Here is a 22219-nt window from a genome sequence, read left to right as displayed (position 1 = left end):
GGTTTCCGAGCTAGTGGGCTTGGGCTTGGGCCCCGGCAACCAAGTCCGGAGCGGTGGTGGGTCTGTCGTGGCGCTCGCAGTTGGAGCAGCCTTGGGTGGGGATCTGCGGCTCGCAGTGCGAATCACACGCGTCCAGATAGGCGAGGCTCTCTTCCAGCTCGCGCTCGAGGGACTGCAGCTCTTCGAGCTTTGCCCGCGCTTCGGCGAGCTTCTCCAGGTACACCTCGCGCAAGCGCGCCGCCGCGAACATCGCCGTCGCAGCACCCTCTTGCTCGCGCACCACTTCTTGGATTTCCGAGAGCGAGAGCCCGAGGCTTTGCAGCTTCGTGATCCAGCGCACGCGCACCAGCGAGTCCGTACCGAACAAGCGGTAGCGCCCCTTGGAGCGATCCTGCGGGCGGAGCAGCCCCATGTCCTCATACAGGTGGATGGCGCGCACCGTCTTGCCCGTGGCCTTGGCGATCTCCCCCACCAGCATCAGCTCGCCGTCGTCCCCCTCGCCGTCCGGCGCGGACGCACCGCCGCCGTGAATCCACTTGGGATCCGGCGGCACGAGATCGAGATGGCGCTTGTCAGTCATGAGGTTTCGAACGTTGCGGGCTGTGGGCTGTGGGCTGTGGGCTCTCACGCTCGAGCGGAAGTGCCGGGGGATGGGGATGACAGCAGGGCCGCTCAGGCGATGTTCCTAGTATGACTCGAACCCTTACGTATGGGTGAGGGTTACGCTACGGCATGTATTAGCGGCAGGCCGCCCCTCTGTCAACCCCGCGCCCACCACGAAAATCCCCGTAATCCGTACCAAATTGATGCGCATCATGTCGGTCCGCCGCGGAACCTCGCGAACGGACGTCGCGCCGCGCCCCTCCGCCCTCCCCCACCCCGAACGACCCTTCGCGGACATTTGGCCCCAACGGCGATTCGCGGACATTTGGCCCAAACGCCACGGCGCCGCTGCCGCGGACATTTGGCCCCCAACGGCGACTCGCGGACATTTGGCCCAAACGTCACGGCGCCGCTGCCGCGGACATTTGGCCCAAACGCCACGGCGACCGCTGCCGCGGACATTTGGCTCGAGCGCCCGACCTACTCACCCTGACGCACGGACCTTGACTCGGCCCGCGCTGTGACTAGAGTGCGCGAACCTCTGACGCGCGGTGGAGCAGCCTGGTAGCTCGTCGGGCTCATAACCCGAAGGTCGCAGGTTCAAATCCTGCCCGCGCAACCAAAGCCCGCCCCTCGGCGGGCTTTTCTTTTGCTCGGCCTGGCTTCAGGGCCTCGCTCCCTGCTCCGCAGCTCGCTCCCGGGCTCAAGTCCTGCCCGCGCAACCACTGGAAGAGCCCGCCTCCGGCGGGCTCTTCCGTTTTGTCGTGGGCAGATTTGGAGCTCACGGGTTTCGTGGACGGAGCCGCGCGACGCCGCAGCTTCCAGCCCGTCTCTCCTCCGCCGCTGGCAATGATGCGGCGCCCTTGGCTCGTTCACGATACCGCCCCGGACTCGCCCCAAGGAGGCGTCGGAACCGGCGATTGAACGTGGAAAGATCGTTGAAGCCAGCTTCGTAGGCGATGTCCGAGATGGAGTCGGCGGACGAGCGCAGGCGCGCGGCCGCACGGGTCATTCGCGTGTGCAGGATGTACTGGTAGGGCGTCATCCCCACGACACTCCGGAACGTACGCAGGAAATGATAGGGCGTCATGCCGGCCTTTCGCGCGAGCGAGCCCAGGGAAAGGTCGGCGCATTCCAGGTCGTGCGCCTTGTCCGCAATGGAACGCACGGCTTCCGTGATGCGGCGCTCATCGCGAGGACTGGCGCCGCGCCCGACGCCCCGTAGCCCGCCGGCCGTGCGCAGCACCGAGGCTGCAAACTCGAGAGCCGCCTCCTCGAGCGCGGATCCACCGACCGCCCGCGCCGTACAGAGCGACGCCACCGACGCGAGCAGGGCCGGCGCGGGTGGAACGCGCGGAGCGTCGAAGCGAGTCGTTCGGGCACCGGCCACGGCGGCCACCAGGTCCTCCCAGTAGCCAGGGTCAAACTGGACGGAGAGGCAGCGATCTCCCGTTCCGTGCTCGTGCCCACACTCGAAACAGTCGCCCACGTTGCCAAGCAGCACCGCGCCGGGGGCAAGAAGGACTGATCCGTGTCGCGACCTGTACTGGAAGGTTCCGTCCACGACCAGCGAGAGCGAAAACGTCTGGTGTCTCTCCTCGAACGGGCGGTTGTGCGGGCCCGCCGTGCAGACAACATCCAATACGCTCCAGCCGTGGCCCGACGCCAAGGACTCCGCGCGAAGAGTCGTCGTTTCGGCCGTCATCAAGAAGAAGCGTAGCACCGCACACCAAGGCTCTGGCTCGACGCGCAAATGGCAATTTTTCCCAAGTCCGCCGGCCCGGACGTTCCTACGCTGCTCCTGCCGCAAGCAAGGAGGTCTCGATGATCGACCACGTTTCTATCGGAGTACGCGACCTGGGCCGGGCCAAGGCCTTCTACGATGCAGCACTGGAGCCCCTCGGATTCCATTGCGTCAGCCAGGACGACTCGTCCCTCGGCTATGGAGGAGAGAGCGCATCTTTCTGGGTGATCGCCAGCGAGGCGCCGCCGTCCGCGAATCCCTCGTCGGGCCTCCACATCTGCCTTTCCGCCACGAATCGCCGGAGCGTCGATGCTTTCCATGCCGCCGCCCTTGCGCGCGGGGGTCGCGACAACGGCCATCCCGGCCTGCGCTCCGACTGCGGGCCCAACCGGCTTGAAGCGTGCTGCAACGCCGGCAAGTGAAATGGCAACAGTACGCAAAGACATCATCACGAAAGCGCAACCCGAGGACGTCTGGGATGCGATCCGCGACGTTGGGGCGCTGCACACGCGGCTGGTGCCGGGGTTCGTCACCCATACGCGACTCGAAGGGGGTGCGCGGGTCGTCACCTTTGCCTCCGGCATGACGGTCCGCGAGCCGATCGTAACGCTCGACGAGGCGGCGAGGCGCCTCGTATGGACGATCGAGGGCCAGCACACGACGCACTACAACGGCGCCGTCCAGGTTCACGCGGAACCAGACGGCGCACGCGTGGACTTTCTCCCGGACCAGACCAGGGCCCGGATCCAGGCCGCGATGGACGCCGGCTGCCGCGCTATGGAAGCCGCCCTCGATCGCCTGGCACACGCTTCGGACGAGTGACGCCGCAAGCGGGACACAGCACAACCCGTGCACGGATTGAGCGTGGTCCAGCCCGCGTATCGCCCCCGTGCAACCAAAAGCCCGCCTCTCGGCGGGCTTTTCTTTTGCTCGGCCTGGCTTTCTCGCGCACGGCCACGTGGCTCGCGGGTCGTCGAGAGGACCCCAGGTGAGGCCACGGCGACCCCCTCCGCCGCTGCGAGGCAGCGACGCCGCGCTCGATGGCTCGGGATGGCCGCGGATGAGGCGTAGGCTCTGCCCACATCCGGAACGGCGCTATCATCGAATCATGGCTCAGCTGATCGTGCGGAACCTCGAAGAGGAGCTGGTCGAGGCGCTCAAGCTCCGGGCAGCACGGCACGGACGTTCCGCCGAGGCCGAGCATCGTGAGTTGCTGCGCGAGGTATTGCTCCGCCGGCCTTCCCCAAGCCTGAAGCAACACCTGCTGGCGATGCCCAGCGCCGGGGACGACCCTGACTTCGAGGTCAAGAAGCCACCTGCGCGACGCGCAGAGCTGTGATGTTCCTGCGAAGCCAAGGATGAAAACCTCTTCGGTGCCACATGCAACGCGTCTTCTGGTTGATTCCACTGCTGGCACTGGCTTGCACGCCGTCCGGGAGCCCGCCGCAGCGCGCCAGCGCGAAACCCCAGGACGCTAGACGCTCAGGACGCGGCGAGGGAACTGCGGCGCTCCCCCTCGTGCGCGTGGCGGACGTTCCGCTTCCCGGAAAGCCGGTCCGCTTCGACTACCAGGACATCGACGTTGTCCACGGGCGTCTCGTCATCGCGCACATGAACGACGCCTCGGTGGTGATCGTCAACGTGGCAGACGGCTCGGTGGTCAAGGTCATCTCGGACATCCCGACACCACGCGGCGTGATCGTCGCGCAAGATGTGGAACGCATCTTCGTGACCAGCTCGCCAGACCAGCTGGTCATCATCGACAGTACGTCGCTCGAGGTCATCGACCGGAGAACCACCGGCTCCGCGCCGGACGGTGTCGGCTGGGATGCGAAGGACCAGGTCGTCGGGGTGTACGATCAGGGCGACGGCGCGCTGTCCCTCATCGCCGACTCCGGCGGCGGACCGCGGAAGCAAGTGCCGCTGGGAGCCGAGACCGGCAACGTCGTGTACGACGCGGCGCGCGGCGTGTTCTGGGTCACCGTCGTGAGATCATCGCCCCCCGACCAATTGGTGTCCGTCGATCCCATCGCTGCCAAGGTCACCTTGCGCATTCCTCTACCAGGGTGCATCGGCGCCCATGGCCTGCGCATCCACCCCGACGGCAAGAGCGCGCTGATCGCGTGCGAGGGCAACTCGAAGCTCGTCCGGGTCGACCTTGCCACGCGAACGCTCCAGATTGCGGCGAGCGGCGCCGGGCCCGACGTGCTCGCGATCGACCCCAGCCTCGGATGGCTCTACGTCGCGGCGGAGAGCGGAAACCTGAAGGTCTTCGACATCGGGAAGGCGGGCCTCGTCGCCATCGACAGTGAGCACCCCGGCGACGCCAGCCACACCGTGGCCGTCGATCCGAAAACGCACCGCGTGTTCTTTCCCCTCGCTAAGGGGCCGGCGGGAGCGCCCGTGCTCCGCATCCTGAAGCCCGCTGGAACTTGACGGCGAGAAACTGCGAAACTCTGCGGCGACAACGGCGTACCCGTCGAGCCAGCCCACCGGAGATCGAGCATGTGTGACGACACGACCGAAGCAGAGAACGAAGTGTATTTGGAGCAGAAGCGGCTTGGACGGCGAGAATTCGGCATCGGGGCCGGCGCGGCGGCGGCGGCGCTGCTCACGGGCTGCGGTCCCGCACCGGCGCCGCAGGGCCCGAAGCCTCCCCCTGCCCCGCCACCCGGTCCCACCGCCGCCCATCCCGAGCCGAGCACGCCCCCGAGCGACGTCACGGAGCGCAAGGTCGAGATCACGACGCCGGACGGAACTGCGGAGGGCTTCTTCGTCGCGAAGGCGGGGGGCAAACACCCCGGAGTGATCGTGTGGCCGGACGTGGCCGGGCTCCGCGAAGCCTACGAGAAGATGGCGACGCGGCTGGCCAAGGACGGCTACGCAGTCCTCGTCGTCAATCAGTACTACCGCTCCGCCAAGCTGCCCATCTTGAAGACGTTCGCCGAGTGGCGCACGGACGAGGGCAAGGCGAAGATCACGCCCATGCGCGAAGCGCTCACCTCCGAGGGCATCGCTCGCGACGGCGCCGCCTTCGCCCAGTGGCTGGATCAGCAGCCCGAGGTGGACACGGCGCGCAAGCTCGCGACCACCGGGTACTGCATGGGCGGCCCGTTCACGTTCCGCACCGCAGCGGCAGCTCCGGATCGCGTGGGGGCCATCGGATCATTCCATGGCGGCGGCCTGGTGACGAAAGAGCCCGACAGCCCGCACACGCTGCTTTCCAAGATGAAGGCCGCGGCCCTCATCTGCATCGCGCAGAACGACGACGAGCGCGATCCCGAAGCCAAGACGGTCCTGAGAAAGGCCGCTGACGCCGCCAAGCTCCCGGCCGAGATCGAGGTCTACCCCGCGCAGCATGGCTGGTGCGCCATCGACTCCCCGGTGTACGCCGAAGCCGAGGCTGAACGCGCCCACTCGCGCCTGCTCGCGCTCCTCGAGAAGCACCTTTGAGCGGTCCGGGCGAGCTGCGCACTGCGCGCGCCTTCCGCTAGAATGCCGGGCCATGGGCCTCCTGACCTTCGGTCTCAACGTGACTTTGGACGGGTGCATCGATCACACCCAGGGGATCGTGGACGACGAGCTGCACGACTATTGGACGCAGCTCATGGATGACAGCGGGGCGATGCTCTTCGGACGCAACACCTACGAGCTGATGGAGGCAGCCTGGCCCGCGGTAGCACGCGACGAAAAGGCGCCGCGCGCGATGCGCGAGTGGGCACAGAAGCTCGAGGCCAAGGCGAAGTACGTCGTGTCGGGCTCGCGGAGCGACTTTCCGTGGCACAACACGTTCAAAGTGGAGGGTGATCTGGGCGAGGCAGTATCTGCGCTGAAAGCGAAGACCGAGCGCGGTGTCCTGGTCGGAGCGCCCATGCTCTCGGCTGCCCTCGAAGAGCTGGGACTCATCGACGAGTACCGTATCGTCCTTCATCCCGTCATCAGTGGCCGCGGGCCGACGTTGTTTCATGGCTTGTCAACGGCGCGGCATCTCGAGCTGCTCTCGACGCGGCGGTTCGACTCCGGCGTGCAGGCACTCCACTTCCGCCGCAAGGAGGGATGAGCCTGCAGAAAGACGCCGCTCTCGCGGCGTGGTCCGCGCTGCACCAACAAAAGTAGCTCAGGAATCGACGGTCGGTCCGAACCAGCGGGTCAGCGCAGCGCGAAGCCCCGCGTCCGTGCCCTCGCCCACCCAGGCGACGTAACCATCGGGGCGAACCAGGACGGCCTTTGGTGGCGCCACCGCACCGATCACCGGGATGTCCCACGCGCTCGTGGTGTGTGCGCGGACGTGCCGGACGCGATCGGACCAAGGTCCCAGTTCGAGAGCGGCGCCGAAGTCGAGCAGCAGCGGACGGGCGTCGTGGAGCAGCGTGAACACGCGCCCGGAGTCGACCAAGTCGAGATCCGGCATGCGCCGCCCGAGCAGCGGATGGCCTTCTCCCAGGTCGTAGTGGATGTCGAGCCCCGACATCTTCGCGGTGTACCGCTTGCGGGCTTCGTCGCTCTGCATCAGCTCGAGCACGAGCTCTCGCAAGGCTTCGTTGCGCGCGTCGCCCCGCTCGAGGGCGGTGAGCGCCATGGTGGTGCGCAGCACTCGGGCCGCGGCCGCGTGTCGTTCCGCGTGGTAGCTGTCCAGCAGGCTGTCCGGCGCGCTGCCGTCAACGACCTCGGCGAGCTTCCAGCCGAGGTTTACGGCATCTTGCACGCCGAGGTTCAGCCCTTGGCCGCCAACGGGGGAGTGCACGTGCGCCGCGTCGCCCGCGAGCAACACGCGGCCCGCGCGGTAGCAAGCCGCCTGTCGCGTCATGTCCGTGAAGCGCGAGATCCAGGTGGGATCGACGATGCCGAAATCCATGCCATACACGGCGACGAGGGTTTCGCGGACGTCTTCCAACGTGGGCTCCCCCACGCCCATCCGAAGCTCGCTCAGCACCGCTCGGAGGCGACCGTCGCCCAGCTTTCCCACGGCGTAGATGCCCTTCTCGCCGCGGCGGATGCCCCACTCCGGCTCCTCGGTCGCCGAAGCTTCGACGATCAGGTAGCTGGTGGATGCCTCCCAACCTGGGAAGTCGATGCCGGCCTGCTTGCGGACGAGGCTCCGGCCGCCATCGCAGCCCACGAGATACCGAGCTCGCAATCGATCGCCGGATGAAAGCAGCACGCCAACGCCGGCATCGTCCTGCTCGAAGCCCGTGACTTCCGCCCCGCGATACGTTGGCACCGACAGCTCGCCGACCCAATCCGCCAAGATGTGCTCGATGCGGCTCTGCCACAGCCCGAGGTAGTAGTTGTGACGGGTCGACAGGTCGCTGATGTCGAGGGTGCCTTGCGCGAATGGAGCGGCCTCTACCTTCCTCCCCTCCTCCAAAAAGCGCTCCACGATTCCGCGCTGGTCGAGCACCTCCAGCGTGCGCGCCAGCAAGCCGCCGGCGCGCGAGCCCTCGAGCTCCTGGGTCTTGCGCCGCTCGACGATGGCAACGTCGACCCGTGCAAGCGCGAGCTCCCCCGCCAACATCAGCCCCGTGGGGCCCCCGCCAGCAATCACCACCGCGTGTTCGTGCATCTCTTCGCTCCTCCGGCGAAAACTGTGGGGCACGACCCGGGGCTTGTCGCAAGCCCCCGACCCTGGCATATGACGAGAGTGGCAGGGGGTGGCCACCTTCTCCGGAGGGAGCTCTTCGCGCGACTTCACGCGGAGCGGCGGCGCGCGATTTTCAGGCGTCGCCGTTGATGATCAGCTTCGAGAACGCGCCCGTCGTCGGGTCGAAGAAGACGTTGAAGTAGCAGTCGCCGCCGTCGTCCACGATCACCGGCGTGGTGGCGGGCACGTCGGAACAGAAGAAGTTGCCGAAGACGAGGCGCTTGCCGTCGGTCACGACACCCACGAACTGGCGGCGATAGCGGTGCAGCTTGGCGGCCAACGCTCCCGCTCCCGGATCCTTGGAGGATTGCAGGAAGTCCGCGAGATGGTCCTCGAACGCGCGCACCTGGGCGTTCGTTGGCTCGAAGTACTGGCCAGCGTCCTCGTAGTGACCTCGGAAGAACTCGGCGCCTCGCTCTACCGGCACGATGTACCGCTCGGACGCGTTCGCAGGTGCCGTCGGACTGGACGCCACCTCCGGTGGGGGACTCGTGGGCGCACCTGGCGGAGTGGCCTTGTGCTGATCACAGCCGAGCAGTGGTAGGGCGACCATCACCAAGAGCTGCACGCGGTTCATGCGGGCGCTCTACCACGAGCACGGGCTCATGGCCGGAGCAGCGTCTTGATGGCACGCCGTTCGTCCATGGCTCGATAGCCCTCTGCGACTTGCTCCAGCGGCAGCGTGAGGTCGAAGACCTTGCCGGGGGCGACCTTCTCCGAGAGCACCAGCTCGATGAGCTCGGGCAGGAAGCGGCGCACTGGCGCGGGTCCGCCGAACAAGCGCACGTGCTTGAAGAACAGCTCCGTCCCGTTCAGCTCCACGCCGTGGGGAACCCCCACGTAGCCCACGGTGCCACCAGGACGCGTGCAGTCGACGGCTTGTTTCATCGACTGCGCCGTACCCACGCACTCGAGCGTGGCATCCGCACCTACACCACGAGTGAGCTCCAGAATGCGGGCGATGCCCTCGTCGCCGCGCTCGGGCACGATGTCCGTCGCGCCGAATTCCCGCGCCAGCTTCTGACGTGATTCGTGTCGGCTCATGGCGATGATGCGCTCCGCTCCCATTTGCTTGGCGGAGAGCACGGCGAGCAAGCCCACGGCGCCGTCGCCGACGACCACCACCGTCATGCCGGGCTTCACCTCCGCGGCCACGGCAGCAAACCAGCCGGTGCCAAACACGTCGGAGGAAGCGAGCAGGCTCGGCAGCATGCTGTCCGGCGGCACTTCCGGTGTGGCCACCAGCGTGCCGTCCGCCAGCGGCACGCGAAGGATCGGCGCCTGGGCGTCACCGACGAGCTCACGGTGTTGGCAGGACGTCTGGTAGCCAGCTTGGCAGTGCGGGCAGGTGTTGTCGGAGGCGAAGAAGGAGCCGATGACGAACTGTCCCGGCTTCACCGACGTGACGTCGCGGCCCACCTCTTCCACGATCCCGCAATACTCGTGACCCATGGGGGTCGGTGCCTCGATCGGATTGAAGCCGCGGTACGGCCACAGATCCGATCCACAGACGCAGGTGACCGACATGCGGATGATGGCGTCCGTCGGCTTTTGGATCTTGGGGTCCTCCCGCTCTTCGAAACGCACGTCGCGCGGCCCGTGGATGACTGCTCCTCGCATCGCTCTCTCCCTTCGTTTGCCCGACTGAACATGCGCCGATCGCCTTTGGTGCGGTAGGGCTCGACGTGTCGACGAGCTGTTAAGTGCTTCTTGACAATCCTCCGCCGCTATCGGCTGATTTGACCGTGAATCCCGCTCCCCTTCCCCAGCTCCAGACGTTTCTGGCCGTCGCCCGGGCTCGGAGCTTCAGCGGAGCCGCCCGCGAGCTCGGAGTTTCTCGATCCGCGGTCAGCCAGGCCGTGCGGCAGCTCGAGGAGCAGCTCCATGTGGTGCTGCTCACCCGCACGACCCGCAGCGTTGCGCTGACGGACGCCGGGCGTCGGCTTGTCGAGGGCGCGGGCCCGTCGATGGCGCACGTGCTCTCCGCCCTCACGGAGGTGTCGGCCCAACCGGGGGAGACCGTCGGGCGCCTACGCCTGTCCGTACCCCGCGCGGCCCTGGGCTTCGTGATCGAGCCCGTGCTGCCGGCCTTTCACGAACGCCACCCGCGCATCGAGGTCGAGGTCGCCGTCGAGGATCGCTTCGTGGACATCGTGGCGGAGGGTCACGATGCCGGCGTTCGCCTGAGCGAGGCCATCGAGCGGGACATGGTTCAAGTGCGCCTCACCGATGGCTTTCGCTTCGTCGTTGCGGGCGCTCCCGACTATTTGGCGCACCACGGCGCGCCGGAGCGTCCCGAAGACCTACTGCACCACGACTGCATCACGTTCCGGTCCCAGACCACGGGAGCTCTCTATGCGTGGGAGCTCGAGCGCGGTCGAAAGAGCTGGCGCATTCCGGTCCGCGGCAGCGTGGTCACCAATGACGCCGAGCTGTGCGCCAAGCTTGCGGAGCGGGGTCTGGGGCTCGTCTACGTTCCGGAGCCCATGATCGCGGCAGCCCTGGAGGCGGGGCGCCTGGAGCGCGTGCTGGAACGCTACGCCGTGAAGGTCCCGGGCTTCTTCCTCTATTACCCTGCCATTTCGCGCCACTCCGCCCCGCTCCGGGCGTTCATCGAAGCCGCCAAGCAGTTCGCCGTGCGTGGGTGAAGGACATGCCGACAGTGCTGTTCGCAAGGCCGACTCGCGCTTCCGCTCACGTCGTTGGGCCCAAGCCCGACTCGATTGCCGGCTGGGAACCGCGCCTCTTGGGTCGCCTCGTGCCGTGCCTGCACATCGACGCGAAGTCGGTCGGCGGCAATGCCGCGGACCTCGTGTTCTTCTTCACGGAGGTCGAGCGCCTGGAGTTCGACGCGACGACGAGCGGCCTGCGCGGCAGGACCGAAAAGGCGCTGCTGCGGTTCTACCCAGAGGGTAAGACACTCCGGGCCAAGCCCAAGTGGCAGTGTCGCGCCGTCGAGCTCGTTACCGTGGAGGTCCCGCGGAGCTCGTGAAACAGTCCGATGCCCGCCTCTGGCCCGACGTGTTCATCGGTGGCGAGCCGCTCTGGCATCAGAACCCCGCGCACCCGAAGCGTCCCGACGGCACGCCGATGCGCTTTCTCGGACAGCTCCGAACCGGTCGCCTCACGGAGAGCCTCGCTGACGCGCACATCTACCTGTTTCGAGATCCCAAGGCGCGCAGGATCGTCCAGATCACGCAGTTTTGAGCCGCAAGCCAGCAAAGCGCGAGGTTCCGCGGCGGTTCGACATTCCCCCGCAAGAGTTTGTTGGTCCGGCGCGGTACCTCGCGTGGCGGCCGACCAGGCGACGTCAGTGTGCGGGGCGCATCGGATCCCGCCGTGGCAGACGCAAGCGCCGAGGCGCCTGCGGACTGGCGCTGGGCGGCGGTGCGGCGGGAGCGCGTGCCGCTGAGCGACTGAAGAGGTCGGCGCAACCGAGGTCGACGCCGACCTGACATCTTCGTGGCTGAGGAATCGTTAGCCTTGGTGCGCCGGTCCCCGCGTTTCGGCCATCGGGAAAAAGGGTCGCAACCCGAAGCCGAATTCAGTGGACAGGACTTCAGGCGCGCCGCGTCTCGCGTCACGATGCGCGCAGGGGCGCACCGCGAGGCCCTGCGCAGACTCACCCCGCGCCGAGTTCGCCAGCCTTCACTGGCGTGATGTCGCGCAGAGGGGACGCTTCGGCCCTTTGCCGCGCCGGACCAGAAAGACCATGACCCAGTCGAGTGGCACGTCCCTCTGAGCCCTCCTCATCTCACTTGGCCCCACCTGAGTCGGTCCTCTCTCACAAGCTGCGGCCCGACGTCCGTTCGGCGCGGAATCAGCCGGCGCGCATCGCGCTTACCGCGGAACGAGCAACGCCAGTGCACGACGGAGCAGCTCTTCCAGCGAGAGGCTGCGGGCTTCGGCAGCGAGCTTCTCCGTCGCCTTCTTGGCTTCGCCCTTCTTGAAGCCTTGAGTCGTCAACGCCAAGAGGAGCTTGTCTTGCTTCTCCCGCGCGTCGGTGTCCTCGGCGTCGGTAGTGTCCCCGGTGTCCTCGGTGTCTGAACGCCTTCGCTGACGAAGGCGAATCTTCTCTTCGACGTACTCGCGGCCGAAGGTCTTCTTGGCCGCATTCAAATTGTGGCTCCTGCAGTACACCCGACCATTGGAGGCGCCATCGCTACCACCGATGCCGGTGGCTTCGATGTGGTCGTACTGGAGATACGCCTTCGCAGTGCAACGCACGCCAGACTCCGACACGAAGCAGCACTGGGCGCCGTCGCGCTCGTACACCTCGCGCCGGGCTGCACGGCCGGGCTCGCCCGGCTTCGTCCCGCGGGAGCGGCGCGGCTTGTCCGTCTTGCCCCAGCGCTTCCTCTCCAGCTCGCGAATCAGCGCGTCGAGCGCCCGTTCGATCACGACCTCCAGCTCCCGGCTCACGTGACTCATCAGATTCTGGGCGTGCTCGAGCTTCGCTTTCAGGCTCGCTCCGGCACTGAAGTGCACCTCGAAGCGCCCTTCCGAAAGCGGTTCCACGCCGGGCGCTGGACCCTTTCCACCAGTGCGCAGCGGCTTCACCTGGTCCGGGACGTCCGGCTTCGGAAACCAGCGCGCGAGCACGACGCGAATCCCCGCGCTGGACTTGCCGGCGGCTTGTTTCAACAGCGCAGTGTGATTGTCCTGCGTGAGCCGCGGAGCCAAGAGCGAAAGCCCAGAAAGGTGCAGGCTTCCGTCCGCGAGCAGCGTGAGCACCACCGGAAACGAAAGCGCTGCCCGCGCTCCGGCGATGCTCCGATACGCCGTGCCCTCGCTCATCCCGAGGCCGCGCACGCAGAAGTCGTACATCGACGAGTAGCCCTCGTCGTACACGAGCTCGCGACGGTCGATTTCAGCGAGGTGGGCGACCAAGTGCGCGGTGGCTTTGCGCCGCCCGGCGTTGGCCACCACCGCGCTGGACCAGAGATCGCGATTGGACAGGTCTTTAAGTGCGGAGAGCGCAGTGCGCTCGGTGGCAGACAGTTCTACGGAAATGGCTTTGGACGATGACATGACAACCCCCCGTGGTTTCCCCCGGCATACCACGAGAAATTTCGCCTTCTTCAGCACGCCGTAGCTGCCCTTCGAGCCCGCGCGCACTTCGAAGATCGATTTCGTTTCGAACGCGCGCCCATTGGGCGCACGTGCGCTGCGCACGCGTGATCCGAACCACATCGGCGGAATGAGAGCGCGGAGCGTCCGCAAGCTCGTCAACTGAAATCGCATTCGCGATGTCGAATTCTGTCGTCCGTTCGCACTCGTCTTGCGTCGCCATAGTTCTCGATCTTCAGGTCGCTTGGCCCTCGACCGACACGCCGCAGCGGCGGCACCTGTCCGTCGCTCTCGCCGGAGTGGCACCGATGGTGGTCACCCCAGATGAACAGTGGGTCTAGGCACCCACGAATGTGTGAGGAGAGCCAATCTTCGTTGGTCCGGCGCGGAACCTCTCCCGACGTGAGGCTTGATCCTCACGCGGCGTGAGGGCGCAGGTTAGGCTCGTCATCGTGGCAAACCCCGTCGAACCCAAGGCAGCACTCAAGGTCACAGCGGTCGCCCGGCGCACGGGCGTGTCGGTGCGGACGCTGCACTACTACGAGGAGATCGGGCTTCTGAAGCCGTCCGGGCGCACGCGCTCCGGGCACCGCTTGTACACGCCCGCGGACATTCAGCGGCTGCAACAGATACGGAGCCTGCAACAGCTGGGGCTCTCGCTATCCGCCGTGGCCGATTGCTTGTCCGATGGGAGCGTCGATGCGCGCCAGGTGGTCGCCGATCACCTGGCCAAGATCGAAGCGCAACGGCGGGACTTGGAGCGGCTCTCGGTTCAGCTACGGAAGCTCGCTCGGCAGCTCGAAGGCGGAAGCCCCGATGACGCCCAAACCACTGAAACGCTACTTTCAGCATTGGAGCTCATCACCATGTACGAGAAATACTTCACGCCGGCCCAGCAGAAGCGTCTCGAGGCCCACGCCCAGAGCGGAGACGAGGTCGTCACCCCCGTGATCCAGGAGTTGGAGGCCGCCCGGCAACGCGGCTTGCCGCCGCGGGATCCTGAAGCGCAGCGCCTGTGGCAGCGCTTCCAGGAAGCCGTGGAGTCCGTGAGCGATGGGGACAGCGACATGACCCAGCGCATCTTCAAGCTGCTTCACGACGAGAAGAAAGCCCGGGAAGACCACGGCATATCGGAAGAGCTTTTTGCCTACCTGGGCAGCATGGTGGACGACCCCGGCCACTGAGCACGGTGCCCTCGCGATAAGCGGAGCGTATCGGCCCATAGGATCGATCGAATTGCTCGTCGCGAGGGCCAGCCCTAGGTTCTTTCCACAGTCGAACGACCCGACTCAAGGAGAGAACATGTCATCAGAAAAGGGGTGTCCCTTCCATCACGTCGCCGGCGGCGGCACGTCCAATCGGGACTTTTGGCCGAACCAACTGCGGCTCGACCTCTTGCACCAGCATTCCGCCAAGTCCAACCCCATGGGCGAGGACTTCGACTACAAGAAGGCCTTCGAGAGCCTCGACTTCGCCGCGGTGAAGCGCGACTTGAACGCGCTGATGACGGATTCCCAAGACTGGTGGCCCGCGGACTTCGGCCACTACGGAGGGCTCTTCATCCGCATGGCGTGGCACAGCGCCGGCACCTACCGCACCGGGGACGGGCGCGGCGGTGGCGGCCGCGGGCAGCAACGCTTTGCCCCAGTGAACTCCTGGCCGGACAACGTGAACCTGGACAAGGCGCGGCGGCTGCTTTGGCCCATCAAGCAGAAGTACGGAAAGAACATCTCCTGGGCGGACTTGATCATCCTGGCGGGCAACGTGGCGCTGGAGTCCATGGGCTTTCCGACGTTCGGCTACGCCGGCGGTCGCGCCGACGTGTGGGAACCCGATCAGGACGTCTACTGGGGCGCCGAACGCGAGTGGCTCGGCGACGAGCGTTACTCCGGTGATCGCGATCTGGAAGACCCCTTGGCCGCAGTGCAGATGGGGCTGATCTACGTGAACCCGGAGGGGCCGAACGGCAATCCGGATCCCGTCGCGGCCGCCAAGGACATCCGCGAGACCTTCGCGCGCATGGCCATGAACGACGAAGAGACCGTCGCGCTCATCGCCGGCGGGCACAGCTTCGGCAAGACCCACGGCGCCGGGGACGCCCAACTGGTCGGCGCCGATCCGGAGGCCGCGGGCCTGGAGGAGCAGGGCTTCGGCTGGAGAAACAGCTTCAAGAGCGGCAAGGCCGGCGACTGCATCACCAGCGGCCTGGAGGTGACGTGGACGCAAACGCCGACGAAGTGGAGCAACTACTTCTTCGAGAACCTGTTCAACTACGAGTGGGAGCTCGAGAAGAGCCCCGCCGGCGCCCACCAGTGGGTCGCCAAGAACGCCGACGCCGTGATCCCGGACGCCCACGATCCGTCCAAGAAGCATCGACCCACGATGCTGACCACGGATCTCTCGCTGCGCTTCGACCCCGCCTACGAGAAGATCTCCCGGCGCTTCTTGGAGCACCCCGATCAATTCGCGGAAGCCTTCGCGCGCGCCTGGTTCAAGCTGACCCATCGCGACATGGGTCCGCGATCGCGCTACCTCGGCCCCGAGGTTCCCCAGGAGGACCTGCTGTGGCAGGACCCGATCCCCGCCGTCGACCATCCGTTGATCGACGAAAGCGACATCGCGACGCTGAAGCAGAAGCTGCTGGCGTCGGGGCTGTCCATCCCGGAGCTGGTGTCCACCGCGTGGGCATCGGCCTCCACCTTCCGCGGCTCCGACAAGCGCGGCGGTGCCAACGGCGCCCGCATTCGCCTGGCGCCGCAGAAGGACTGGGAAGCCAACCAGCCGGCGCAGCTCCAGAAGGTGCTCGCCAAGCTCGAGAGCGTTCGGGCCGACTTCCAAAAGGGAGGCAAGAAGGTGTCCCTGGCGGATCTCATCGTGCTCGGCGGCTGCGCAGCGGTGGAGCAGGCCGCGAAGAACGCGGGCGTTTCCGTGACGGTGCCGTTCTCGCCGGGGCGCATGGACGCCACGGCGGAACAGACCGACGTCGACGGCTTCGCCGTGCTCGAGCCCATCGCCGACGGCTTCCGCAACTACCTCAAGGGCAAGTACAGCGTGCCCGCGGAAGCGCTGTTGGTGGACAAGGCGCAGCTCCTGACCCTGACGGCGCCGGAAATGACGGCGCTGATCGGCGGTCTGCGGGTGCTCGGCGCCAACGTGGGGCAGAGCAAGCATGGCGTGCTCACCAACAAGGAGGGCACCCTCAGCAACGACTTCTTCGTGAACCTGCTCGACATGGGCACGGAGTGGAAGAAGACCTCGGACGACAACGTGTTCGAAGGACGCGATCGCAAGACCGGTGAGCTCCGCTGGACCGGCAGCCGCGTGGACTTGGCGCTGGGATCGAATTCCCAGCTCCGCGCCCTCTCCGAGGTGTACGCCAGCGCGGACGCCAAGGAGAAGTTCGTACAGGACTTCGTGGCCGCCTGGACCAAGGTCATGAACCTCGACCGCTTCGACCTGGCGTGAAGCGATTGATGTTGGCTCGGCGCGGAACCTCGAGGTTCCGCGCCGGACCACGTCAAATGGACATGAGGCCGCTGCTCGAGACCATGAGCTGATTGACCAGAGTGAACGCGATGGCGGCGAGCAGCCACAGCACCGGCTCCGGTTCGGTCACGGGAGCGGCGAGGCGAAGCAGCGGTCGCGGGTTCGCGACGCGAGCCTCGTGAAGCTCTGCCCCCGCCTCGATCCACCCGACGTTCACTCCGCGGAGCTCGACCTGTGCGCCTCCCGCGCTCGGCCGGCAGAAGCCCACCGGCATTCCGCGAACGTCGTCGAGTCGCCCGGAGGTGGGCTCGATCGCGCCCAGAGGGCCGCCGTTGACGAACACGATCCAACGGGCGCCCTCCAGCTGAAGCACCATGCTCGTGCCGCGCACCAAGACGTCGATCCGTCCGCGACCCTTTCGGCGAGTGACCTCCCCGATGATGGCGACCAGCGCCGCACCTTGCGCGGAAAAGAGCGTCAACGCCAGCTTCGACGTGAGGGCGCCACCCATCGGGCGGTAGTAGCTCGAGCTCCCGACTGCGTCCTTCGAAAGCCATGGCAGCATTTCTGGGCTCCACGCTTCGAGAGAGCACGCGTCGCCGGCGGAAACGGCGTGTCGAAGGTCATCGCCCCGACTTTCCGCCGCCCAGAACTTCGCGGCGATCACGATGAACGCGACCGCGACGGCCACGGCGCAGAGGACGGCGAAGAAGGCCAGAAGGACCAAGACCATGTCGACTCGGCACGACACGCATAGCTCGAAGCGGATGGCGGGTCGAGCCGGCGGCCTGGTTTCACCCGCAGACCCCTCAGGTGGACGCCACGAGAAGCTCTTCCGAGTTTTTCGGCGGCCGTAGGCCGTCCGTGCGATCTGCAAAGTAGCGCTGCGCGAGCTCCTCGGCGGAGACGTGTGCGACGCTCCGGAAACCCGCTTCTTGGGCGAGCGCGAGCATCTGCTCCGGGGTGAAGAAGCTGATGAAGGGCGTACCGCTGGCGCGCGCACCGGCCGCCGCGCGTTCGACCGCGACGCGCACCTCGGGGTCCGTCATCTCGATCGGCAGCATGAAGGACATCACGAAGGTGGATCCCGCTGCCAGCGCCGCGACGTGCCGCAGCGTGTCCAGGATCGCGTCGCGCGTCAGATACATGCTCACCCCGGTGGACGCGACGACCGCGGGCTGTCCGGCATCGAAGCCCGACGCCGCCAGCCGCTCCCACCACGGCTCCCCCGCTTCGAAATCGACGGGCACGAAGCACAGGTGCGGGGGAACGCCAAACCCCAGCTCCACGAGGCGCTCGCGTTTCCACTCCTGCGTTTCCGGTCGGTCGACCTCGTACACGCGCATATCTGTTGCAACGGGCCGCCGCTGCGCGAAGGTGTCGAGCCCCGCGCCGAGGATCACGTATTGCGTGACCCCGTGCGCCGCACGCTCCGCGACGGAGTCCTCCACGAAGCGAGCCCGCGCCAGGATCGACGCACGAAACGGCCGCGTGAACGGGCTCATGTCCGGACGCTCCTGCCAGCCCGCATCCGGTGCCGCGAGCCGGAGCCCGATCTCGTCTTCGATCACGTGGGGCGGCGGATCCACCTGAACGTGGAGCGCACGCCACAGCGCCACGCGCACCGCCGTCGAGTCCGGCTCCTTCACGATGCCGGCGCCTCGATGCTCACCGGGCGCCCGTCCGGATCCGCCACCAGCATTTGAAGCACCCCCCAGTGCTGCTTCTCGAACGGCTGGGTGACCGTTCCGGCGGCCGGCGGCTGAAACGCTTCCGCAGATCCCGTCGCGAGCCCCAACACCACCTGCAGTGGCTGGCCTTCCGGTCGCTCCGCCACGAAGATCTTGGGCCCGCCCGCCGGGTGCCGCAGCTGCCCCGAGTGATGATCCGTCTCGAACTCGATCTCGTAGCCGAGCGCCTTCCAGAAGGCGACGGACTTGCCCCAGTTGTGCGTCTCCACCAAGACCATGTCGATTCCCTTGGTCGTCATTGTCGCTTCCGTCCTTTCGCTTTGCGTTGGGCTGCGAGGTGCTCACGCAGCGCCGTCGCCACGATCGCCGACAGCGACTGTTCCGTCTCCACGGCGTGGTGCTTGACCTCGCGGATCAGCTCCGACGGCAAATAGACGTTGAACTGTCGGACCTCGCCTGCCACGCCCAAAGAGCTAGCATGCTAGCATGCTAGCCGCAAGGCCGTTTGCATCTGGATGTTGGTCCGGCGCGAACCCCGTCGTGCCCGCGCCGGCCCGACAATCAAGCGTCATGCCTGCGCCAGGAGCTTCTCACTGAGGCTCCACAGCTTCTCGGCGGATTCGTCGTTCGCGGCGTGGGCGTCGACGCCCTTGTAGCGGGCCATGGGGCTCTCGGGATCCGTGGGCGCGGCGATGTCGCAGTCTTCGCAGTACACGCCGGGCTTGCCCACGAGCCGCGCGGACGTCGCCGCCCATAGCGTGGTGGAGCAGCCCTGCTCGGGCGTCTTGAAGCCGGCCTTGGCCATCTCGCTGGGCTCGCCGTCTTCCCCGAGCCAACCGAGGGCAATCATTTCTTCCTTGGGCAAGTGGCGCTGGAGGGGCGTGAAGATGCCCCCGGGGTGCACGGCGAAAGCGAGGCCGCCGCTCTTCTTCAAGCGGCGAGAGAGCGCGTTGGCGAACAAAGCGTTGGCGGTCTTCGCCTGACCGTAGGCTTTCCACTTGTTGTAGTCGCCGTTCGAAAACTGGATGTCGTCCCAGCGGATGTCGCTGATCTTGTGACCCGTGGAAGAGAGCGCGACGACGCGGGCGCCGGAGGTCTTCTCCAGCAGTGGGAGCAACGCCTGCGTCAGCGCGAAGTGTCCCATGTGATTGACGCCGAACTGCGACTCCCAACCAGGGCCGACCCGCGCCTCGGGGCAGGCCATGATGCCGGCGTTGTTGATGAGCAGGTCGAGGCGCTCGAGCTCGCCGAGCAGGGTCTGAGCGAACGCGCGGACCGAGCTCAGATCGGCGAGATCGAGCGGCGCGGTCTTCACGTTGCCCTGCACGCCCGCGAGGTTCTCGGTTGCCTTTTCCGGTGAACGGACCGGCACGATGACCGTCGCGCCCTTGGCGGCGAGGGCTCGCGTGGTCTCGATGCCGATGCCGCTGTAACCACCGGTCACGATCGCCGTTTTGCCGGTGAGGTCGACGTCGGCCAACACCTCGGTGCCCGTGCTGTGCGCGTGGAAGCCAGATTGCGTCGGATTCTGATCGGAAACGGCCATGCCCTGCTCCTGTGTTCGCGTGTCGCTGCGCCAAGTTAGCAGCTGCGCGCGCGCTCGGGGGCGTCACGCCCGCGCCATCCGAGCGTGATATGCTGCGCGCGTGCAATCTTTCCGGGTTTTGCGCCTGAAACCGTCGCAGCGTTGGTTCCTGCAAGCGCTGCTGGCACTTTCACTGCTCGCGCTCACGCAGTGCGGGAGCGACGACGAGAGCGGCGCTGCACACACCCTCGACGCCGGAGCCCTCGACGGTGGCGGCGGGGTCTCGGCCAGCGGTGGACAGGCGGGGTCGTCCGGCGGCTCGAACGTCGGTGGCACGTCCGGAGCCGGCGGCACCACGCCCGACGCGGGTCCGCCGCCACCGCCGCCTCCGCCCGGCGATGGCTTCGTCCCGCTGCATCCGTATCGCGCGTTGGACACGCGGGGCGGCGCGCTGCCCGCCATCGGCAAGGCGCGCTGCGTGAAGCTCGCCGGTACGGGAACCATCCCCGCCGACGCCAAGGCCGTGCTCATCAATCTGACCGCGGTGGCGCCGAGCGCCGCCGGATATCTGATCGCGCATCCGGACGGCGCCGCTCCGGACACGTCCACCCTGAGCTTCAAGAATCAGACCGTCGCCAATGGCGCGATCGTGAGTCTGCCAGCCAGCGGAAAGATCTGCGTCACGCCGCAAGTGGCGGGCGTGCACTTCGTGATCGACGTCGGCGGGTTCTTCGCGCAAAGCTCGGGCTACACCGCGCTCACGCCTCAGCGCTTGCTCGACACGCGCACCGGAGCGAAGCCGGCCGCCAGCTCGACCCAGTGCTTCAAGGTCGCCGGCGCGGCCGGTGTTGCCGACTCTGCCGTAGCGGTGGCGCTGAACGTCACCACCGTGCAGCCCGACGCGAAGGGCTTCTTGCGACTCCATCCAGCGGGTCAGAACGTGGCCAGCACGTCCACCCTGAACTTCGAGGCCGGGCAAACGCTGGCGAACGGCGCGATCGTTGCCGTGGGGAGCGGCGGTCAGGTGTGCGTCACCCTCGGGCCGGCGGCGAGTCACTACGTCGTGGACGTGAGCGCGTTCTTCTCGACGGAAACTCGGCTGCATCCGCTGAAACCCGCTCGCCGCCTGGACACCACGGGCGGCGCCCAGCCCGCGGCTCAATCGAAGACCTGCGTGACGCTCGCGAACGCGGAGCTGCCAGCCAGTGCCCGCGGCGTCGTGTTGAATTTGGTCGCGGTCAATCCGTCCGCAGCGGGCTTTGCCGTGGTGTACCCGGAAGGTCACGGCGTGCCCAGCACCTCGACCGTCAACTTCGGCGCCGGCAAGACCGTGGCGAACAACGCCATCATTCAACCGGGCAACAGCGGGCGCGTTTGCGTGTACACGACCGTCGCCACGCATTTGATCATCGACGTCAGCGGCTACTTCGAAGCTTCGAGCAGCGGCGACCCGTGCGCGAGCTTGAACTGCGTCAATCCGCCGCCCCAAGTCTGCTCCGGCGGCACGGAGATCGTGAGCTACGCCAAGACCGGGAGCTGCCAGCACGGCACCTGCATCTACGCGGACAGCGCGCAGGCCTGTCTCGACGGGTGTGCCGGGAGCAGCTGCTCGGCGACCTACGGCTGGGACTACAACCTGCAACACCGTTGCATCAAGTCGATCTCGGCGGGCCAGCCCAACTACTACGAAGACACCACCGATTGCCCCGTCGCTGGTCGCAACTGGACCATCGCCAACCAATCCGAGAAGGCGCTGCAGGCGACGTGCACCGGGGTGAACAGCCAGTCCTTGCCGATCAACGCGGGCGGTCCGCTCAGCTTGCTGTGGGCGCCGCACGTGGACGAGCTCGGTCGCAAGAATCAGCAGGCCATCTTGAAGTCGAACTTCATCGATTTCGCTCACCCCTGCGGAGCGGGCTCCTACACCTGGTACGCCTTCTTCGATCACAAGCACCACAACGGGGGGCCCAACTACCCGAAGCCTTCCGAGACCGTGTTTCACGCCAACGTCTGGTACGACGACTTCGCCCCCAACGGAGGCTCGCGTTTGATCGCGACGTACGCCGGCGAGTGGAACAACCAAGGCATCACGGTCGAGATCGATCTGCAGAGCGTGGGTTGGGGTGACGCTTTCCCGAGCTCACCCCTATTGGTGCAAAAGAAGTTCAACCCGAGCCCGCCGTTTCAGTGGGTGGAGCTGGACGGCAAGGCCCTCGGCATCACCGTGCCGCGCAAGCAGGACACGCCGCTGACGATCCCCTGGTACTCGATCCTCAGCCAGCTCGTCGCGCAGGGCCACCTGACCGGCCCGAGCAACGGGGATTTGTCGACCGGAGTCACCACCGCGCTGAACATTGCGACGGAAGTGCGAAACGGGGGCAGCGGCAAGAACACCGTGAGCGCCGAAGCGCGCGTCTCCGACTTTCGCATCAGCGCCAAGTAGCCGGAGTCCCGCGCGG

Annotated in this window: 23 protein-coding genes and 1 tRNA gene; 13 read left to right on the top strand and 11 right to left on the bottom strand. The window is 66.8% G+C overall.

The genetic code is table 11. The features are described 5' to 3' along the window. Window positions 1-10: 10 nt before the first annotated feature. On the bottom strand, window positions 11-472 hold the full coding sequence (locus H6717_00995) for a MerR family transcriptional regulator (GenBank protein ID MCB9575589.1): 462 nt from the start codon (window positions 470-472) through the stop codon (window positions 11-13). Between the two features lie 676 nt (window positions 473-1148). Between H6717_00995 and H6717_00990 the strand changes: the two genes are divergently transcribed. Next, window positions 1149-1225, top strand: a tRNA-Met gene (locus H6717_00990). Window positions 1226-1384: 159 nt separating this feature from the next. On the opposite strand, the gene H6717_00985 is transcribed toward H6717_00990, so the two are convergent. Further along, window positions 1385-2308, bottom strand: a complete 924-nt coding sequence (locus H6717_00985; protein MCB9575588.1) for a helix-turn-helix transcriptional regulator — start codon at window positions 2306-2308, stop codon at window positions 1385-1387. 119 nt (window positions 2309-2427) lie between these two features. Between H6717_00985 and H6717_00980 the strand changes: the two genes are divergently transcribed. The 6 genes from H6717_00980 (at window position 2428) to H6717_00955 (ending at window position 6407) form a co-directional block, all read left to right on the top strand. Next, window positions 2428-2769, top strand: a complete 342-nt coding sequence (locus H6717_00980; GenBank protein ID MCB9575587.1) for a VOC family protein — start codon at window positions 2428-2430, stop codon at window positions 2767-2769. Between the two features lies 1 nt (window position 2770). Beyond that, window positions 2771-3169: an SRPBCC family protein gene (locus H6717_00975; protein ID MCB9575586.1), complete on the top strand. Its 399-nt coding sequence runs from the start codon at window positions 2771-2773 to the stop codon at window positions 3167-3169. Window positions 3170-3455: 286 nt separating this feature from the next. Then, a complete protein-coding gene (locus H6717_00970) occupies window positions 3456-3686 on the top strand; it encodes a DNA-binding protein (protein ID MCB9575585.1) in 231 nt (76 codons plus the stop codon). A gap of 185 nt (window positions 3687-3871) precedes the next feature. Next, window positions 3872-4783 carry a hypothetical protein gene (locus H6717_00965; protein MCB9575584.1) on the top strand — a complete coding sequence of 304 codons (912 nt, stop codon included), beginning with the start codon at window positions 3872-3874 and terminating at the stop codon, window positions 4781-4783. Between the two features lie 69 nt (window positions 4784-4852). Then, window positions 4853-5800, top strand: coding sequence for a dienelactone hydrolase family protein (locus tag H6717_00960; GenBank protein MCB9575583.1), 948 nt, complete (start codon window positions 4853-4855; stop codon window positions 5798-5800). Window positions 5801-5852: 52 nt separating this feature from the next. Continuing rightward, window positions 5853-6407: a dihydrofolate reductase family protein gene (locus tag H6717_00955; GenBank protein ID MCB9575582.1), complete on the top strand. Its 555-nt coding sequence runs from the start codon at window positions 5853-5855 to the stop codon at window positions 6405-6407. Between the two features lie 57 nt (window positions 6408-6464). Here H6717_00955 and H6717_00950 read toward each other — a convergent pair whose 3' ends face one another. The 3 genes from H6717_00950 to H6717_00940 all read right to left on the bottom strand — a co-directional run bounded on the left by H6717_00950 (window position 6465) and on the right by H6717_00940 (window position 9608). Beyond that, window positions 6465-7910, bottom strand: a complete 1446-nt coding sequence (locus tag H6717_00950; GenBank protein ID MCB9575581.1) for an FAD-dependent monooxygenase — start codon at window positions 7908-7910, stop codon at window positions 6465-6467. A 151-nt stretch (window positions 7911-8061) separates the two neighbouring features. Beyond that, window positions 8062-8565 (bottom strand): hypothetical protein, encoded by a 504-nt coding sequence (locus tag H6717_00945; protein MCB9575580.1) that lies wholly within the window; start codon window positions 8563-8565, stop codon window positions 8062-8064. Window positions 8566-8591: 26 nt separating this feature from the next. Next, on the bottom strand, window positions 8592-9608 hold the full coding sequence (locus tag H6717_00940; GenBank protein ID MCB9575579.1) for a zinc-dependent alcohol dehydrogenase family protein: 1017 nt from the start codon (window positions 9606-9608) through the stop codon (window positions 8592-8594). A gap of 125 nt (window positions 9609-9733) precedes the next feature. On the opposite strand from H6717_00940, the gene H6717_00935 reads away from it, so the two are divergent. Genes H6717_00935 through H6717_00925 form a run of 3 tightly spaced genes read left to right on the top strand, consistent with a single transcriptional unit; the run spans window position 9734 to window position 11195 of the window. Next, window positions 9734-10636, top strand: coding sequence for a LysR family transcriptional regulator (locus H6717_00935; protein MCB9575578.1), 903 nt, complete (start codon window positions 9734-9736; stop codon window positions 10634-10636). 5 nt (window positions 10637-10641) lie between these two features. Then, window positions 10642-10980, top strand: a complete 339-nt coding sequence (locus H6717_00930) for a hypothetical protein (GenBank protein MCB9575577.1) — start codon at window positions 10642-10644, stop codon at window positions 10978-10980. Further along, window positions 10977-11195: a hypothetical protein gene (locus tag H6717_00925; GenBank protein MCB9575576.1), complete on the top strand. Its 219-nt coding sequence runs from the start codon at window positions 10977-10979 to the stop codon at window positions 11193-11195. Before H6717_00930 ends, H6717_00925 begins: the two co-directional genes overlap by 4 nt. Before the next feature lie 633 nt (window positions 11196-11828). Here H6717_00925 and H6717_00920 read toward each other — a convergent pair. Next, window positions 11829-13019: a hypothetical protein gene (locus H6717_00920; protein MCB9575575.1), complete on the bottom strand. Its 1191-nt coding sequence runs from the start codon at window positions 13017-13019 to the stop codon at window positions 11829-11831. 491 nt (window positions 13020-13510) lie between these two features. On the opposite strand from H6717_00920, the gene H6717_00915 reads away from it, so the two are divergent. Together H6717_00915 and katG are read left to right on the top strand one after the other, a co-directional pair. Continuing rightward, window positions 13511-14242: a MerR family transcriptional regulator gene (locus tag H6717_00915; GenBank protein MCB9575574.1), complete on the top strand. Its 732-nt coding sequence runs from the start codon at window positions 13511-13513 to the stop codon at window positions 14240-14242. Between the two features lie 118 nt (window positions 14243-14360). Continuing rightward, entirely contained in the window at window positions 14361-16523 is a 2163-nt protein-coding gene (gene katG, locus H6717_00910) for a catalase/peroxidase HPI (protein MCB9575573.1), read from the top strand. Between the two features lie 52 nt (window positions 16524-16575). On the opposite strand, the gene H6717_00905 is transcribed toward katG, so the two are convergent. The 5 genes from H6717_00905 to H6717_00885 form a co-directional block, all read right to left on the bottom strand. Then, window positions 16576-17277 carry a hypothetical protein gene (locus H6717_00905; GenBank protein ID MCB9575572.1) on the bottom strand — a complete coding sequence of 234 codons (702 nt, stop codon included), beginning with the start codon at window positions 17275-17277 and terminating at the stop codon, window positions 16576-16578. 76 nt (window positions 17278-17353) lie between these two features. Beyond that, window positions 17354-18196 carry a class I SAM-dependent methyltransferase gene (locus H6717_00900; protein ID MCB9575571.1) on the bottom strand — a complete coding sequence of 281 codons (843 nt, stop codon included), beginning with the start codon at window positions 18194-18196 and terminating at the stop codon, window positions 17354-17356. Further along, window positions 18190-18534, bottom strand: coding sequence for a VOC family protein (locus H6717_00895; protein ID MCB9575570.1), 345 nt, complete (start codon window positions 18532-18534; stop codon window positions 18190-18192). Before H6717_00895 ends, H6717_00900 begins: the two co-directional genes overlap by 7 nt. Next, the gene (locus tag H6717_00890) at window positions 18531-18698 is read right to left on the bottom strand and encodes a ribbon-helix-helix protein, CopG family (protein ID MCB9575569.1); all 168 of its coding nucleotides are present in this window, start codon (window positions 18696-18698) and stop codon (window positions 18531-18533) included. Before H6717_00890 ends, H6717_00895 begins: the two co-directional genes overlap by 4 nt. 105 nt (window positions 18699-18803) lie before the next feature. Continuing rightward, window positions 18804-19781 carry an SDR family NAD(P)-dependent oxidoreductase gene (locus H6717_00885; GenBank protein MCB9575568.1) on the bottom strand — a complete coding sequence of 326 codons (978 nt, stop codon included), beginning with the start codon at window positions 19779-19781 and terminating at the stop codon, window positions 18804-18806. Window positions 19782-19881: 100 nt separating this feature from the next. Here H6717_00885 and H6717_00880 point away from each other — a divergent pair, with 100 nt between their 5' ends. Further along, entirely contained in the window at window positions 19882-22203 is a 2322-nt protein-coding gene (locus H6717_00880; protein ID MCB9575567.1) for a hypothetical protein, read from the top strand. Window positions 22204-22219: the final 16 nt, after the last annotated feature.

The sequence above is a fragment of the Polyangiaceae bacterium genome, from assembly GCA_020633235.1.
GTDB lineage: Bacteria > Myxococcota_A > Polyangia > Polyangiales > Polyangiaceae > JACKEA01.
This window is presented reverse-complemented; position numbering and strand designations above follow the sequence as displayed.